General features: G+C 64.5%; 14 protein-coding genes. 6 read left to right on the plus strand and 8 right to left on the minus strand.

Annotated elements, in window-relative coordinates; all coding sequences use genetic code 11:
• On the minus strand, positions 1-543 hold the full coding sequence (locus AC2CGW_RS08715; protein ID WP_288376686.1) for a helix-turn-helix domain-containing protein: 543 nt from the start codon (positions 541-543) through the stop codon (positions 1-3).
• 150 nt (positions 544-693) lie between these two features.
• Between AC2CGW_RS08715 and AC2CGW_RS08720 the strand changes: the two genes are divergently transcribed.
• Positions 694-1,476, plus strand: coding sequence for an aldolase (locus tag AC2CGW_RS08720; RefSeq protein ID WP_186664954.1), 783 nt, complete (start codon positions 694-696; stop codon positions 1,474-1,476).
• 33 nt (positions 1,477-1,509) lie between these two features.
• Positions 1,510-2,400 carry a dihydrodipicolinate synthase family protein gene (locus tag AC2CGW_RS08725; protein WP_186708179.1) on the plus strand — a complete coding sequence of 297 codons (891 nt, stop codon included), beginning with the start codon at positions 1,510-1,512 and terminating at the stop codon, positions 2,398-2,400.
• A 73-nt stretch (positions 2,401-2,473) separates the two neighbouring features.
• On the opposite strand, the gene AC2CGW_RS08730 is transcribed toward AC2CGW_RS08725, so the two are convergent.
• From AC2CGW_RS08730 to AC2CGW_RS08745, 4 genes are read right to left on the minus strand one after another with little or no spacing between them, the layout of a single operon-like run.
• Positions 2,474-3,208 carry an amino acid ABC transporter ATP-binding protein gene (locus AC2CGW_RS08730; RefSeq protein WP_186664957.1) on the minus strand — a complete coding sequence of 245 codons (735 nt, stop codon included), beginning with the start codon at positions 3,206-3,208 and terminating at the stop codon, positions 2,474-2,476.
• Positions 3,195-3,842 carry an amino acid ABC transporter permease gene (locus AC2CGW_RS08735; protein WP_054890698.1) on the minus strand — a complete coding sequence of 216 codons (648 nt, stop codon included), beginning with the start codon at positions 3,840-3,842 and terminating at the stop codon, positions 3,195-3,197. Before AC2CGW_RS08735 ends, AC2CGW_RS08730 begins: the two co-directional genes overlap by 14 nt.
• Positions 3,843-4,508, minus strand: coding sequence for an amino acid ABC transporter permease (locus AC2CGW_RS08740; RefSeq protein WP_288376691.1), 666 nt, complete (start codon positions 4,506-4,508; stop codon positions 3,843-3,845).
• 22 nt (positions 4,509-4,530) lie between these two features.
• Positions 4,531-5,316, minus strand: a complete 786-nt coding sequence (locus AC2CGW_RS08745; protein WP_186664961.1) for a transporter substrate-binding domain-containing protein — start codon at positions 5,314-5,316, stop codon at positions 4,531-4,533.
• 278 nt (positions 5,317-5,594) lie between these two features.
• Here AC2CGW_RS08745 and AC2CGW_RS08750 point away from each other — a divergent pair, with 278 nt between their 5' ends.
• Complete coding sequence (locus tag AC2CGW_RS08750; RefSeq protein WP_484573885.1) at positions 5,595-6,278, plus strand: FadR/GntR family transcriptional regulator; 684 nt, start codon at positions 5,595-5,597, stop codon at positions 6,276-6,278.
• 177 nt (positions 6,279-6,455) lie between these two features.
• Entirely contained in the window at positions 6,456-7,778 is a 1,323-nt protein-coding gene (locus AC2CGW_RS08755) for an MFS transporter (RefSeq protein ID WP_186664965.1), read from the plus strand.
• A 27-nt stretch (positions 7,779-7,805) separates the two neighbouring features.
• Here AC2CGW_RS08755 and AC2CGW_RS08760 read toward each other — a convergent pair whose 3' ends face one another.
• Genes AC2CGW_RS08760 through AC2CGW_RS08770 form a run of 3 tightly spaced genes read right to left on the minus strand, consistent with a single transcriptional unit; the run spans position 7,806 to position 13,401 of the window.
• Positions 7,806-10,937 carry an efflux RND transporter permease subunit gene (locus AC2CGW_RS08760; RefSeq protein ID WP_484573886.1) on the minus strand — a complete coding sequence of 1,044 codons (3,132 nt, stop codon included), beginning with the start codon at positions 10,935-10,937 and terminating at the stop codon, positions 7,806-7,808.
• A gap of 14 nt (positions 10,938-10,951) precedes the next feature.
• Positions 10,952-12,157, minus strand: a complete 1,206-nt coding sequence (locus tag AC2CGW_RS08765) for an efflux RND transporter periplasmic adaptor subunit (RefSeq protein WP_484573887.1) — start codon at positions 12,155-12,157, stop codon at positions 10,952-10,954.
• Positions 12,158-12,204: 47 nt separating this feature from the next.
• Positions 12,205-13,401, minus strand: a complete 1,197-nt coding sequence (locus AC2CGW_RS08770) for a TolC family protein (RefSeq protein WP_484574012.1) — start codon at positions 13,399-13,401, stop codon at positions 12,205-12,207.
• A gap of 245 nt (positions 13,402-13,646) precedes the next feature.
• On the opposite strand from AC2CGW_RS08770, the gene aroQ reads away from it, so the two are divergent.
• Complete coding sequence (gene aroQ / locus AC2CGW_RS08775) at positions 13,647-14,096, plus strand: type II 3-dehydroquinate dehydratase (protein ID WP_484573888.1); 450 nt, start codon at positions 13,647-13,649, stop codon at positions 14,094-14,096.
• Entirely contained in the window at positions 14,093-14,941 is an 849-nt protein-coding gene (locus AC2CGW_RS08780; RefSeq protein WP_484573889.1) for a shikimate dehydrogenase, read from the plus strand. The genes aroQ and AC2CGW_RS08780 overlap by 4 nt, the downstream gene beginning before the upstream one ends.
• Positions 14,942-14,970: the final 29 nt, after the last annotated feature.

Raw genomic sequence — 14,970 nt, forward strand, 5'->3', positions numbered from 1 at the left:
TCACGCCTCACCGCCTTGTACCACGACCAGCAACTGCGCCTGGCACTCGCCGACCGAACGCAGGCGGTGCGGTGTCTGCGCGTTGAAATGCAGGGCATCACCCTGCTCCAGCAACACCCGTTCAGACATGAAGTCGACCTCGACCCGGCCCGCATGGACGAACAGGAATTCCTCGCCCTGGTGCTCCTTGAACGTGGGATCACTGAAATCTCGGGGTGGCTGAACAAGAAAGGGTAACAGGCTGCGCTGACCGATCTGCGAAGTCAGCACCGCATAACCCGGGCCCGCACCCTCTCCCACCAGCGCCTGGCGCTCACTGCAGCGCACCAGGCTGTAGCGTGCCTGGACGTTGTGATCTTCGGCAAACAGCTCTTCGACATTGACGTTCAGTGCCCTGGCCAGCTTCAACGCCGCCGCGATCGAAGGCGTGTTCAACCCACGCTCGACCTTCGACAGGTAGCTCTTGGTCATACCGGATTTCTCAGCCAGCACTTCCAGGGTAATGCCCAGTTTTTTTCTCAGCAGTTTCAAGCGGATAGACATGCGACGCGGTTTTCCCGAGTGAACGGCTTGCCAATGACACTTTGTGTCATGTAGATTTATTTGTGTCATGCAATTGACCGCCCCTCTCCCGATCAAAGCAGCGGGGCGGGCAAGCACTGGCATCAACAGCACGCCACAGAGGATATCCCCATGGCCAACACCCTGACACTCGGCAAAGAGCAACTGGTGCACAAAGCGCTGGCACAGATGCAAGGCTCACTCGCCGATAATACGTGGACTGTACGCGAAAAGCTGGCCCTGACCTGTCGAATTCTCTTCGACCATGGCCATGACTCAGGCCTGGCCGGGCAGATCAGCGCCCGCGGCCCGGAGCCTGGCACTTTCTACACCCAGCAACTGGGCCTGGGCTTCGACGAGATCAGTGCCAGCAACCTACTGCTGGTCAACGAAGACCTGGAGGTGCTCGAAGGCCAAGGCATGCCCAACCCCGCCAACCGCTTTCACAGCTGGGTGTACCGCGCCCGGCCAGACGTGAACTGCATCATCCACACCCATCCCACCCATGTTGCCGCCCTGTCGATGCTGGAGGTGCCGCTGCAGGTCTCGCACATGGACCTCTGCCCGCTGTACGACGATTGCGCGTTCCTCGGTGCCTGGCCCGGCGTGCCAGTGGGCAACGAAGAAGGCGAGATCATCAGTCAGGCCCTGGGCGACAAGCGCGCCATCCTGCTTTCGCACCACGGCCAATTGTCCACCGGCACCAGTATCGAGCAGGCGTGCGTCTATGCCCAACTGATCGAACGTGCCGCGCGCCTGCAGCTGCTGGCGATGTCGGCCGGCAGCATCAAACCCATCGACCCCAAGCTTGGCCGTGAAGCCCACGACTGGATCGACCGCCCCAAGCGCCACGGCGCCTCGTTCAACTATTTCGCCCGGCAGAGCCTGCGCAAACACGCCAACTGCCTTGACTGACCCCTGAATGCCTTGCTTGCGGAGCCACACCTCATGACCACAGAATTCCACGGCATCATCGGCTACACCATCACCCCGTTCAGCCAGAGTGGCGAACAGCTCGACCTGCCTGCCCTGGGCCAGTCCATCGATCGCCTCATCGACAGTGGCGTCCAGGCCATCGCCCCGCTGGGCAGCACGGGTGAAGGCGCCTACCTGAGCGACAGCGAATGGCATCAGGTCGCCCAGTACAGCCTCGAACGCATCGCTCGGCGTGTGCCCAGCATCGTCAGCGTCTCCGATCTGACCACCGCCGGTGCGATCCGTCGCGCCCGCTTCGCCCAACAGCATGGCGCCGATGCGGTGATGGTGCTGCCTTCGGCGTACTGGAAACTCAGCCCCAACGAGATCCTCGCGCATTACCGCAGCATCGGCGCGGCCATAGACCTGCCGATCATGCTCTACAACAACCCCGCCACCAGCGGCACTGATATGCCAGTGGAACTGATCCTGCGCATCGTGCGCGAGGTGGACAACGTCACCATGGTCAAGGAGAGCACTGGCGACATCCAGCGCATGCACAGGCTGCAACTGCTCGGTGAGGGCCAGGTGCCGTTCTACAACGGCTGCAACCCGCTGGCACTGGAAGCCTTCGTGGCCGGGGCAAAAGGTTGGTGCACTGCTGCGGCCAACCTCATTCCCCAATTGAACCTGCAGCTGTACCAGGCGGTACGCGACGCCGACCTCAAGCAGGCCCAAGCGCTGTTCTACCACCAGTTGCCGTTGCTGGACTTCATTCTCAAGGGCGGTTTGCCAGCGACCATCAAGGCCGGACTGGCCATGACCGGGCTGCCGGTGGGCGAACCGCGTCGGCCGGTGTTCGGGCTGGATGAACAAGCTCGCGCCACGCTCGAGCGCCTGCTGAGCGATCTGCGCGAACACTGAAAGCCTGGAGGTCACTGCACGCCACACGATGGCTGGGCGAGAACTGGTTGACCCTCACCTGTCACGGTCTTGCTCACACCATCGCCGTCATCCCGATGAAGTTCGCCAGCTCCGCCGTACGCGGGGCGGCGAACAGTGCGTTCGGGTCCCCCACTTCATGCACCTTGCCCTGGTGCATGAACACCAGCTTGTCGCCCACCTCACGCGCAAAGCGCATCTCGTGGGTGACCATGATCAGGGTCATGCCTTCGCTGGCCAGTTGTCGCACCACGCCCAGCACCTCATTGACCAGCTCCGGATCCAGCGCCGAGGTGATCTCGTCGCACAGCAAGACCTTGGGCGACATTGCCAGTGCGCGGGCAATCGCCACTCGCTGCTGCTGCCCGCCCGAGAGGCGATCCGGGTAGGCGTCGAATTTCTCCGCCAGCCCCACCCTGGCCAGCATGCGCTCAGCCATCTCGCGCGCCTGGGCCTTGTCGGCCTTTTTCACCACCTGCGGTGCCAGCATCACGTTCTCGCCCACGGTCAGGTGCGGGAACAGATTGAACTGCTGGAACACCATCCCGACCTTCTGACGCAATGCGCGCAGGTCGGCGCGACTGGCGTCGAGGTATTCACCGTCCACCTCGATCACCCCGTCGCTGATCGACTCAAGGCCGTTGAGGGTGCGCAGGAAGGTGCTCTTGCCCGAACCGCTGCGGCCGATGATCGCGACCACTTCGCCCTCTTCGATGCTCAGGTCGACGCCCTTGAGCACGTGGTTGTCGCCGTAGTATTTGTGCAGCGCGGACACTCTAAGCAGGGGCATGCAGCCTCCTTTCCAGATAACGGGCGCTCAGCGAGAGCGGATAACAGAGAATGAAATAGCCCAGTGCGACCAGGCCATAGACCATGAAGGGTTCGAAGGTGGCGTTGGCGATCATGCCGCCGGTCTTGGTCAGCTCGGTGAAGCCGATGATCGAGGTCACCGCCGTGCCCTTGACCACCTGCACCGAGAAGCCCACGGTCGGCGCGATGGCGATGCGCAGTGCCTGGGGCAGGATGACGTGGCGCAACTGCTCCATACGGCTGAGCGCCAGACTGCCGGAGGCCTCCCACTGGCCACGTGGAATCGACTCCACACACCCGCGCCAGATCTCGGCGAGAAACGCGCTGGTGAACAGCGTCAGGGAAATGGCCGCCGCCATCCACGCAGAAACGTCGATACCGAACAGCGCAATGCCAAAGAACACCATGAACAACTGCATCAATAGCGGTGTGCCCTGAAACAGCTCGATGTAGCCTCGCGCCAGGCGCCGTGGCAGCGCCCGCTCGGAAATGCGCCCGATCAGCACCAGCAACCCGGCCAGGCCGCCACAGGCGAATGCCACCAGCGACAACGCCAGTGTCCACTGAAGCCCCGTCAGCAGGTTGCGCAGGATGTCCCAGAAGGTGAAGTCCATTCAGCGTTTCCCCATCAGCAGGCGCTGCCCGATCCAGTTCAGCAGTTGGCGCACGAGGATGGCCATCAGCAGGTACAGGACGGTGGTCAGCAGGTAGGTCTCGAAGGCGCGGAAGTTGCGCGACTGGATGAAGTTGGCGGCGAACGACAGTTCCTCGGTGGCAATCTGCGAACACACCGCCGAGCCGAGCATGACGATCACGATCTGGCTGGACAGCGCCGGCCAGACCTTGGCCAGCGCAGGACGCAGGACCACGTGACGGAACGCCTCGAAACGACTCATGGCCAGAGCCGCTGCGGCCTCCAGTTGCCCCCTGGGAATGGCCTGGATGCCGGCGCGAATGATCTCGGTGGAATAGGCGCCCAGGTTGATCACCATCGCCAGCACGGCCGCCTCCCATTCGCTCAGGCGAATGCCCAATGCGGGCAGACCGAAGAAGATGAAGAATAGCTGCACGATGAACGGCGTGTTGCGGATCAGTTCCACGTACAGGCCGAACAGCAGGTCGAACGGGCGCAGGCGCCAGGCCCGCACACCAGCGCCGATCACGCCGATGGCAAGGCCGAGCACGGTGCCGATGGCGGTCAGCTGCAGGGTGAACAAGGCCCCCTTGAGCAGCAGGTCACTCTGGGCAAGGACGGGGGCGAAGTCGAATTGATAAGCCATGGCTAGAGGTGTCCGCAGCCGCTCAAAGATCGGCTGGGAGAGGTTGCTTGAGCCATTTCTCGGCATTGCGGTTCAGGCTACCGTCGGCCTTGGCCGCAGCCAGGGTGCTGTTGACCTTATCCAGCAGCGCCGCCTCATTTTTGGCCACCCCCACGTAGACCGGCGAGTCCTTCAGCTTGACCTTCACCACCGGCACCTTGGCCGGATTCTTCTCGGCGATGGCCGACATCACCACGCTGCCGCTGGCGATCAACTGGACCTGCCCGGAAAGGTAGGCGGCGATGGTCGAGTTGTTGTCTTCGAAGCGCTTGATCACCGCATCCTTGGGCGCCACGGCAGTCAGGGCCATGTCCTCGATCGAGCCGCGGGTGACGCTGATGGTCTTGCCGGCGACTGCACCAATGTCATCGATCTTCGCTTCGGCCGGGCCGAAAACGGCCAGGTAGAACGGCGCGTAGGGGCGCGAGAAGTCGATCACCGCCTCACGCTCAGGGTTCTTGCCCAGGCTCGAGATCACCAGATCGACCTTGCCGGTGGTCAGGAACGGGATGCGGTTGGTGCTGTTGACCGGGGTCAGGGCCAGCTTGACGCCAAGCTTGTCGGCCAGCAGTTGCGCGGTATCGATATCCAGACCACGCGGTTTCATGTCCGGGCCGACCGAACCGAACGGCGGGAAGTCCTGGGGCACGGCGACCTTGAGCACGCCACGGGCACTGATATCGGCCAAGGCGTCGGCCTGGGCCAAGGGCAGCGCAAGGGTGGTGCCACAGAACAGAGTCGCCAGGAACAGGGAGCGGAACGTCGTCATGGAAAGGCCTCGCAGGAATTCGAATGATGGGACTGACCTGGCCATTGCAGGGGGCATGCCAGTCTGCGCCCACAGCCTTTGCGAAAGGCTGCCAGGCCCGTGGCTGCAAGGTCTTACTGGTCTGAACAGTTGCACCGCATGGTCGTCCTCTGACCTGTGGCGCGCCCTGCTTTCGTGCAAGGCCTTCCGGGGCTGCGCCAGGTTGGCGCAACGCTTGCCAGCACGGTCGGTTCACCGTAAAACGTCAGCGTCATTGCCCTCTGACTGGTCTGAACAGCATGCTCGACACTCTCCCCCGCGCCGTCCCGGAACTGGCCCTGCAGGCCATCCGCAAGCTCATCGATGAAGGCGGTTACCAGCCGGGCGATGCCCTGCCTTCGCAACGTGACCTGGCAGAGCGACTCGGGGTCAGCCGCGCCTCACTGCGTGAAGCGCTGTCGTCGCTCAGCGCCTTGGGCTTGGTGAGCGTGCAGCCCGGCAAGGGCGTATTCGTGCAGAGTCCGGCACCCAGTGGGTTTTCCTGGCCCTATGCCGAGCAGGTATCGGCCGCCGATACGTTCCAACTGCGCTATGCACTGGAGGGTTTTGCCGCCGGGCAAGCGGCGCTGGCATTGACCGCCGACCATATCGACCGGCTCCAGGCCAATGTCGAAGCCATGCGCCAGGAGCTGCGCGAGGGGCGCTTCGAGAACGCGGCGCGGCTCGATTTCGAGTTCCATCAATTGCTGCTGCAGGCCTGCGGCAACCAGGCGATGCTGCAGGTCATCACCGCGAGCCAGGAAATTTTCCTGGAGAGCCAGAAGCTGCCGTTCATTCGCCCTGAGCGGGCCATAGAGACCTGGCAGGAACATCGCAAGATCCTCAAGGCCCTCGAGCGCCGGTCGCAAGCCGGGGCTCAGCGAGCGATGCAGGAGCATATCCGCAACGCCGCCTCGCGTACCGGGGTGGTGTTCGCTGTCTGAGCGGCGACTGTCGTGCCCTGTTCGCGATAGATCCGCGGTCGAAACAGATATCCCGGTGTCGCCCTCAAGGATGCACCGCCCCCCGCCCTACGCTCTACTGGCCCTGACAACCAGACGACACGGCTCGACCGTGTCCACCCCCTGCCAGGCTGCCTATGACAACCGGAGAGCATTCGCATGTCTGTATCCCATGAGGTATCGCCCGCCACCCTGCGTCGGGTGATTGCCGCATCGGCCATCGGTAACTTCGTCGAGTGGTTCGATTTCGCGGTGTACGGTTTTCTCGCCACGCTGATCGCCAGCCAGTTTTTCGCCAGCCAGGACGCCAGCGTCGCCCTGCTCAAGACCTTCGCCGTCTTCGCCGTGGCCTTCGCCCTGCGTCCGCTGGGCGGCATCGTGTTCGGTGCACTGGGCGATCGCCTGGGGCGCAAGCGCATCCTGTCGCTGACCATCCTGCTCATGGCCGGTTCCACAACACTCATCGGGCTGCTGCCGACCTACGCCAGCATCGGCATCGCCGCGCCCGCACTGCTGACCCTGGCGCGCTGCCTGCAAGGTTTTTCCGCAGGTGGCGAGTACGCCGGGGCCTGCGCTTACCTGATGGAGCATGCGCCTCGGGAAAAACGTGCGTTCTACGGCAGCTTCGTGCCGGTCTCGACCTTCTCGGCATTTGCCTGCGCGGCGGTCATCGCCTATGCCCTTGAAGCCAGCCTGACGCCGGACGCCATGAACACCTGGGGCTGGCGCGTGCCCTTTCTGATCGCCGCACCGCTGGGTCTGGTCGGGCTTTACCTGCGCTGGCGCATGGAAGAAACACCCGCCTTCCGCGAGGCCATCGCCGAGGGCCGCGAGCATGAACATTCGCCACTCAAGGAAACGCTTCGCCACCATGGCCGGGCGATCCGCAACCTGGGCGCATTCATTTCACTGACGGCGCTGTCGTTCTACATGTTCACCACCTACTTCGCCACCTACCTGCAACTGGTCGGCAACCTCAGCCGCGCCCAGTCGCTGTTGGTAACCACCGTGGCGCTGCTGTTCGCAGCAGCCGGCTGCCCGTTGGCAGGTGCGTTTTCGGACCGGATCGGACGCCGCCGCACCATCGGCTTCACGTGCATCTGGGTGATGGTCTGCGTGTTCCCCGCGTACTGGCTGGCCAGCTCCGGCTCGATGCCAGGCGCGCTGCTGGGCGTGATCCTGCTGGCGGTAGGCGCCTTGTCCAGCGGAGTGGTGACAGCGGCCTTGCTGTCGGAGAGCTTCCCGACCCGCACCCGCTACACCGCCTCGGCCATCACCTACAACGTCGCCTATACCCTGTTCGGCGGCACCGCGCCGCTGGTGGCGACCTGGCTGATCGGACTGACAGGCAGCAGCCTGGCACCCGCCTTCTACCTGGTGATCATCGCCCTGGTGGCGCTGGTTGGCGGGCTGGCGCTGCCAGAGACTTCGCGCATTTCCCTGCATGAGGAATCGCTGGGGAGCCAGTCAGCCCCGGCCTGACATCACCGGAGCCGACTGGCAGCCACCTCACTCTTCTTCCCGCCGATACGCCCAGCGATAGAGTGCGGGCAACACCAGCAAGGTCAAGGCCGTCGACGACAGGATACCGCCGATCACCACTGTCGCCAGCGGCCGCTGCACCTCGGCGCCTGTGCCGGTGGCCAGCGCCATCGGGATAAACCCCAGCGACGCCACCAGCGCGGTCATCAATACCGGCCGCAGGCGGGTCAATGCGCCCTCCTCGACCGCCACCCGCAGCGATCGCCCCTCTTCTCGCAGGCTGCGAATGAAGGCGATCATCACCAGGCCGTTGAGTACCGCAACCCCCGACAGCGCGATAAACCCGACCCCTGCCGAAATCGACAATGGAATGTCCCGCAGCCACAAGGCCAGCACCCCTCCGGTCAGGGCGAAGGGAATCCCGGTGAACACCAGCAAGCCGTCACGCAGGTTGTTGAACATCATCAGCAGCAACGCCATCACCAGCAGCAGTGAGACCGGCACCACTACCCGCAGCCTCTCGGCAGCCGACTGCAACTGCTCGAACTGCCCGCCCCAGCGTGTCCAGTACCCAGGCGGGACCTGCACCTGGTCGATCAGGGCCTGCTCGGCCTGCTCGACGAACGAGCCCAGGTCGCGGCCACGCACGTTGGCACTGACCACCACCACACGCTTGCCATCCTCGCGGCTGACCTGGTTCGGGCCCAATTGCAGGTTGAGGCTCGCCACCTGCGACAACGGGATGAAGCCGATTTGTGCCGCGCCAGCACCGGCCGGCACCGGTATCAGCAGGTTCGCCAGCCCGTCGACGTCCGTGCGCAGGGCTTCGGACAGGCGCACCACCATGTCGAAGCGCCGGTCACCCTCGTACAGCGTCCCCGCCTTGCGCCCGCCGACAGCGATGGCCACCGCATCCTGCACCTGGGCAATGTTCAGACCGTGGCGTGCCGCCTTGTCGCGGTCGATATCGATGGTCAGTACCGGCAACCCGGTAGTCTGCTCGACCTTGACCTCCGATGCCCCCGGCACCTGCTGCAAGGTGGTGGCAATTTTCGCCGCCGTGGCGTTGAGCACGTCCATGTCGTCGCCGAAGACCTTCACCGCCACATCGCTGCGCACCCCGGAAATCAGCTCGTTGAAGCGCAGCTGGATGGGTTGCGACAGTTCATGGTTGCTGCCAGGCACACTGGCGGCGGCTTGCTGCACCTCGGCAATCAGCGCTTCGCGCGGCTTGCCTGGATCGCGCCATTGCTCACGCGGCTTGAGCATCACATAGGCGTCGGAGATGTTCGGCGGCATCGGGTCCGAGGCGATCTCGGCAGTACCGGTGCGGGCGAATACCCGCTCGACCTCGGGCACCTGGGCGATGATCGCCCGTTCCAGGCGTTGCTGCATGTCCACCGATTGGCTCAGGCTGGTGCCCGGCACCCGCAGCGACTGCAGGGCGAAGTCACCCTCGCTGAGGCTGGGGATGAACTCACTGCCCATGCGGCTGGCCAATACACCCGACAGCAGCACCAGGCTTGCAGCGGCGGTGAAGGCCAGCTTGCGTCGCTGCAGCACCCAGGCGAGCACCGGAGCGTAACGCTGGCGAGCAGTACGCATCAGCACACCTTCCTCCTCCTTCACCTTGCCGGTAACGAACAACGCAATCGCCGCCGGCACGAAGGTCACCGAAAGAATCATCGCCCCCAGCAAGGCCATGACCACGGTGAACGCCATGGGGTGGAACATCTTGCCTTCCACACCGGTCAGGGCAAAGATCGGCAGGTACACCACCATGATGATCAACTGCCCGTAGACCAGGGGCCGGCGTGCCTCGCGAGCGGCCGCGAACACTTCATGGAAGCGCTCGGCACGTGTCAGCATGCGCCCGTGCTTGTGCTGGGCATGAGCCAGGCGGCGGATGGCGTTCTCGACGATCACCACGGCACCGTCGACGATGATGCCGAAGTCCAGCGCCCCCAGGCTCATGAGGTTGGCGCTGACCTTGTTGGCGAACATGCCGGTGAAGGTGAACAGCATCGACAGCGGTATGACCATGGCTGTGATCAATGCCGCACGGATGTTGCCCAGGAACAGGAACAGTACCGCGACCACCAGAATGGCGCCTTCGACCAGGTTTTTCTTCACCGTGGCGATGGCTTTTTCCACCAGGTTGGTGCGGTCGTACACCGTGACCGCCATCACCCCCTTGGGCAGGCTGCGGTTGATCTCGGCAAGCTTCGCCGCGACCGCCTGGGACACTGTGCGGCTGTTCTCGCCAATCAGCATGAACACGGTGCCCAGTACCACCTCGCGGCCATTCTCGGTCGCCGCGCCCGAGCGCAGTTCCTCGCCCAGGCCGACCTGGGCCACATGGCTGACACGAATTGGCGCGCCATCGGCACTGGAGATGACGATATTGGCAATATCCTCGATCGACGCCACCTGCCCCGGCGCACGCACCAGCAACTGCTCGCCGTTGCGCTCGATGGCGCCGGCGCCGACGTTGGCATTGTTGCCCTGCAACGCCGCGATCAGGTCGTCGAGGGTGAGCTTGTACGCCGCCAGGCGCTTGGGATCCGGTGCAATCAGGTACTGCTTGGCGTGGCCACCGATGCTGTTGACTTCGGCCACACCCGGCACATTGCGCAGTTGGGGCTTGATGATCCAGTCCTGGATCACCCGCAGGTCGGTAGCGGTATAGGGCGTGCCGTCCTCCTTGAGTGCGCCGTCCTGGGCCTCGACCGTCCACAGGAAGATTTCCCCCAGGCCCGTCGAGATCGGCCCCATGCTGGCTTCGATGCCCTCTGGCAATTGTTCGCGAGCGACTTGCAGGCGTTCGTTGACCAGTTGCCGGGCGAAGAAGATATCGGTGGCGTCATCGAAGATCACTGTCACCTGCGACAACCCTGAACGCGACAGCGAACGGGTCTGCTTGAGCCCGGGCAGGCCGGCCATCGCTGTCTCGATGGCGTAGGTGATGCGCTGCTCGGTCTCCAGCGGCGAATAGCCGGGTGCAGCGGTGTTGATCTGCACCTGCACGTTGGTGATATCGGGCACCGCGTCGATCGGCAGCTTCTGGTAGCTGTGGATGCCCACCGCAGCCATCAGCACCACGGCAAGCATCACCACCAGGCGTTGCTCGATGGCAAATTGAATCAGGCGTTCGAACATGAAGGTTTCCCGGATCAGTGATTGTGCTCGGCCGAGCCCTTGCCCAGCTCGGACTTGAGGACAAAGCTACCTGCCGCCGCCACCTGGGTGCCGCTGGCCAGGCCTTCGGTGATTTCGACGAAACCGCCATCGCGACGACCCGTCCTGACCGGCAACGCCTGGAAGCCATCAGGGGTGCGGGCGAACACCACGCTGCGCTCTTCGAGGGTCTGCAGGGCAACCTGCGGAACCACCACGGCAGCCTCTGCTTGCTCGACAGTCACCGCGATATTGACGAACAGCCCTGGGCGCCACGACCCCTTGGGGTTGGCCAGCGTGGCGCGAGCGGTGGCGGCGCGGTTCTGCTCACCGAGCAGGTTGCCGACGTAGTTGATGGTGCCCTCGACCTGCGCATCGAGGTCCGGCGAACTGACCGTCACGGCGCGCCCGCTGGTAACTTTGTCCAGATCACGCGGGGTTACGGCGAACGTGGCCCAGACCCAATTCAAATCAGACAGGGTGAAGGCGTTGCTGGCCTCACTCACCACCTCGCCAACGGCCAGGTGTTTTTCCACCACCACCGCATCGAACGGTGCACGCAGTTCGTAGCGATTGCCCGCCCCCGCCGGGGCCACGGCAGCCACCTTCTGCCCGGCATTGGCCAAGGCGATTTCAGCTTCCTGCAAGACCTGGCGAGCCTGCAGGTAATCCTGCTCGGCGCTGATGCGCTCCTGCCACAGCTGCTTTTCACGCTCGAACGTCAGCCGCGCCAGCTCGACCCGCCGCTGCGCCGCCTGCTGCTCGCTGCGCAGCTCGGAAATCTGTTGGCTGGCGATCACCGCCAGCACCTGGCCACGCTTGACCGGCTGGCCCAGGTCGGCCTGCACCGACTCGACCACACCAGGAACACGCGGCACCACGTGGGCGGTACGGTCCTCATCGAAACGGATCTCGCCAGGAAAACTGATCGACGTCCCCAGGGCGCGCGGGCCGGCGGTGACCAACTGGACCCCGGCCGCCTCGATCTGCGCGGAGGAAAGGTGCAGCTCGCCCTCTTCGTCGTGCCCTTCCTCGCCGGATGCTGCGGGCGCGCTGCCGTGGTCGTGGCCGTCGTTGCCGTGGTCGTCATGGCCGGACTCACTGGTCTTTCCGGGGCCGAGGTTGCCGGTCCAGGCCAACCCACCGGCGCCGATCACGGCGACCAGGGTGGCAAGGAGGGCGAACTTGCGGGTGGTGTTCATGGGGGCTCCTGCTGCAAATGAAGAAGGTGGAACGCTCGATTCGCGCCTCAGCGCCCGGCATCCAGCTGGCCATAGATCCGCTCGATCTGGGCCCGCGCATCACTTGCCGAAGCCAGGGCGTCGAGGTACTGCCCACGGGCTTCGATCAGCGTGCGCTGGGCGTCCAGGACATCGAGGAACGCGAACTTGCCGCGCTCGAAGCCGCGCGTGGCGGTATCTACCGCCTGGCGTGCCGAGGGCAGAATTGTGCGGTCGTAGGCGTTGACCTCGGCCATGGCCATGGCCCACTGGCTCAGGGCGCTGCGGGTGTCGCTGCGCAGGCGCAGTTCCACCGCGTTGCGCAGGTCGCGGGCCTGGTCGGCGCGACGCGAGGCCGCCAGCACGTTGCCCTGGTTTCGATCGAACAGCGGCAGCGGCATGGACAGGCCGACCACGTTGACCCGTTCGCGGTCCTCGCGGCTGTACTGGCTGCCCAGGCTGACCGTTAGGTTGGGGATACGCTGGGCTTTTTCCGAACCTAGCGCAGCCTCTGAGCGCTCGATCTGCGCGGCGGCAAGGCGCCACTCGACAGTCTGTTCGACCTTGCCCAGCAAGACCTCGGCCTGTGGCGCCGGGCCAGGCAACAAGCCGCTGCCATCAAGCTGTGTGAACGCCACCTCGGCGCTGCCGGTCAAGCGCGCCAGCGCCTGCCAGGCCACCACGCGATCCGCTTCGGCGCGACGCAGTTGCGCCAGGGCCTGGGCCAACTGCACTTCGGCGCGAGTGGCCTCGACCGGCGATGACTGGCCCGCCGTGACCCGCGCCTGTACCACCCGCAGGCCCCGTTCGGTCAAGGCTTTGGACTGCTCGGCCAGCTCCACCGCAGTCTGCGCCCGCAGTGCAGCATGGAACGCCTGGGTCACATCGGCACGCAGGCCATTGCCTTGGCGCTCGAGCTCCAGCCAAGCGATATCCTGTCCGGCCTTGGCCACCTCGACACGCGCGCCCCGTTTGCCACCCAACTCGAGCGCCTGGCTGAGCATGACCGTGGTGGTACTGGTATCGCGGCGAGTGTCTTCACGCTCCCAGGAAAGCTCCGGGTTAGGTATCAGCCCGGCCTGGCGCCGTTCGCCATCGGCGATGCCCAGTCCCTGGCGCACGACAGCCAGGTCCGGGTTATCGGCAAACGCCGCATCGAGCGCCTGGCCCAGGGTCAGGCCCTGTCCTGCCTGGGCGAAAGCACTGGCCGACAGCAGGCAAATCAGGACAAGGGAGCGGGAGGGTTTGAACGGCACGGTCTGGGATCCTCGACGGCTGGCGGTTGCTGGCGAGGGACTCTAGGGCGCGGCGGTTATCGTGGCGGTGGCGTGAAGATTACGATTCTGTAATTCAGCCGGAACGATGGGCGATTATCGCCCCCGATTTTGATGCCGAATGGTGCCGCCGATTTACAAAACTAACCAGATAGTACAAAACTTACTGCAGCCAACAATAAAAGCGATGCTGCGCCATGTCATGCCCAATCCTTGTACTCAACGGCCCCAACCTCAACCTGCTGGGCACTCGCGAACCCGGTCACTATGGCCGGGAAACCCTCGCCGACCTTGCGAACCTGTGCGCCGCCAGCGCCCGCGAGCTGGGCCTGGAAACCGAGTTTCGCCAGACCAACCATGAAGGTGAATTGATCGACTGGATCCATGGCGCCCGAGGTCGCTGCGCCGGCATCCTGATCAATCCCGGTGCCTGGACCCACACCTCGGTTGCCATCCGTGACGCCTTGGTCGCCTGTGAGCTGCCGGTGATCGAGGTGCACCTGTCCAACATCTACAAGCGCGAACCGTTCCGACACCTTTCGTTCGTATCGGCGGTGGCCGTGGGGGTGATCTGCGGATTGGGCAGCCAAGGCTACCGCGCAGGGCTGGCGCATTTCCAGCAACTGCTGCAGGAGGTGGCTGCATGAGGCCGCACAGCATCCTCGCTGGCCTGATCGGGCGCGGCATCCAGGCCTCGCGCACACCTGCGCTGCACGAGCGAGAGGGCGATGCCCAGACCTTGCGCTACTTGTATCGGCTGATCGATGTCGACCAGCTGGGCCTGGACGACAGCGCCCTGCCCCGCTTGCTCGACGCGGCACAGCACACCGGCTTTACCGGGTTGAACATCACCTTCCCGTTCAAGCAGGCGATCCTGCCGTTTCTGGATGAACTGTCAGACGAGGCGCGCGGCATCGGCGCCGTCAACACAGTGCTGTTCAAGGACGGCAGGCGCATCGGCCACAACACCGACTGCCTGGGTTTCGCCGAAGGCCTGCGCCGAGGCCTGCCCGGCGTTGCCCGGCGTCAGGTGGTGCAAATGGGGGCTGGCGGCGCGGGGGCAGCAGTGGCCCATGCGCTGCTGGCCGAAGAAGTCGAGTGCCTGGTGCTGTTCGAGATAGACCGCGCACGCGGGCAAGCGCTGGTGGACAACCTCAACACACGCTTCGGAACCGGCCGCGCACAATTGGGCGAGAACCTGGCCGACGCCTTGGCGGCAGCCGACGGGCTGGTCAACACCACGCCAGTGGGCATGGCCAAGCTGCCGGGTACACCGTTGCCGGTCGAACTGCTGCACAGGCGCTTGTGGGTGGCCGAGATCATCTACTTCCCGCTCGAAACCGAGCTGTTGCGCCACGCCCGGGCGCTGGGCTGCCAGACACTCGACGGCGGTACCATGGCCGTGTTCCAGGCGGTCAAGGCATTCGAGCTGTTCAGCGCTCGCCAGGCCGACCCGATACGGATGCAGGCACACTTTGCCAGTTTGCGGTGAGTCGTCTCCTGCGCCAGCGCTAGCCTGGG

It is taken from the genome of Pseudomonas sp. SYWMCR5 (genome assembly GCF_057197165.1).

Excerpts from the sequence above, each read along its gene's own strand:
- AC2CGW_RS08715 (WP_288376686.1), bottom strand. The coding sequence starts at position 543 with ATGTCTATCCGCTTGAAACTGCTGAGAAAAAAACTGGGCATTACCCTG.
- AC2CGW_RS08765 (WP_484573887.1), bottom strand. The coding sequence starts at position 12,157 with ATGAACACCACCCGCAAGTTCGCCCTCCTTGCCACCCTGGTCGCCGTG.
- AC2CGW_RS08730 (WP_186664957.1), bottom strand. The coding sequence starts at position 3,208 with ATGCCCCTGCTTAGAGTGTCCGCGCTGCACAAATACTACGGCGACAAC.
- AC2CGW_RS08755 (WP_186664965.1), top strand. The coding sequence starts at position 6,456 with ATGTCTGTATCCCATGAGGTATCGCCCGCCACCCTGCGTCGGGTGATT.
- AC2CGW_RS08760 (WP_484573886.1), bottom strand. The coding sequence starts at position 10,937 with ATGTTCGAACGCCTGATTCAATTTGCCATCGAGCAACGCCTGGTGGTG.
- AC2CGW_RS08740 (WP_288376691.1), bottom strand. The coding sequence starts at position 4,508 with ATGGCTTATCAATTCGACTTCGCCCCCGTCCTTGCCCAGAGTGACCTG.
- AC2CGW_RS08745 (WP_186664961.1), bottom strand. The coding sequence starts at position 5,316 with ATGACGACGTTCCGCTCCCTGTTCCTGGCGACTCTGTTCTGTGGCACC.
- AC2CGW_RS08725 (WP_186708179.1), top strand. The coding sequence starts at position 1,510 with ATGACCACAGAATTCCACGGCATCATCGGCTACACCATCACCCCGTTC.
- aroQ (WP_484573888.1), top strand. The coding sequence starts at position 13,647 with ATGTCATGCCCAATCCTTGTACTCAACGGCCCCAACCTCAACCTGCTG.
- AC2CGW_RS08780 (WP_484573889.1), top strand. The coding sequence starts at position 14,093 with ATGAGGCCGCACAGCATCCTCGCTGGCCTGATCGGGCGCGGCATCCAG.
- AC2CGW_RS08735 (WP_054890698.1), bottom strand. The coding sequence starts at position 3,842 with ATGGACTTCACCTTCTGGGACATCCTGCGCAACCTGCTGACGGGGCTT.
- AC2CGW_RS08750 (WP_484573885.1), top strand. The coding sequence starts at position 5,595 with ATGCTCGACACTCTCCCCCGCGCCGTCCCGGAACTGGCCCTGCAGGCC.
- AC2CGW_RS08720 (WP_186664954.1), top strand. The coding sequence starts at position 694 with ATGGCCAACACCCTGACACTCGGCAAAGAGCAACTGGTGCACAAAGCG.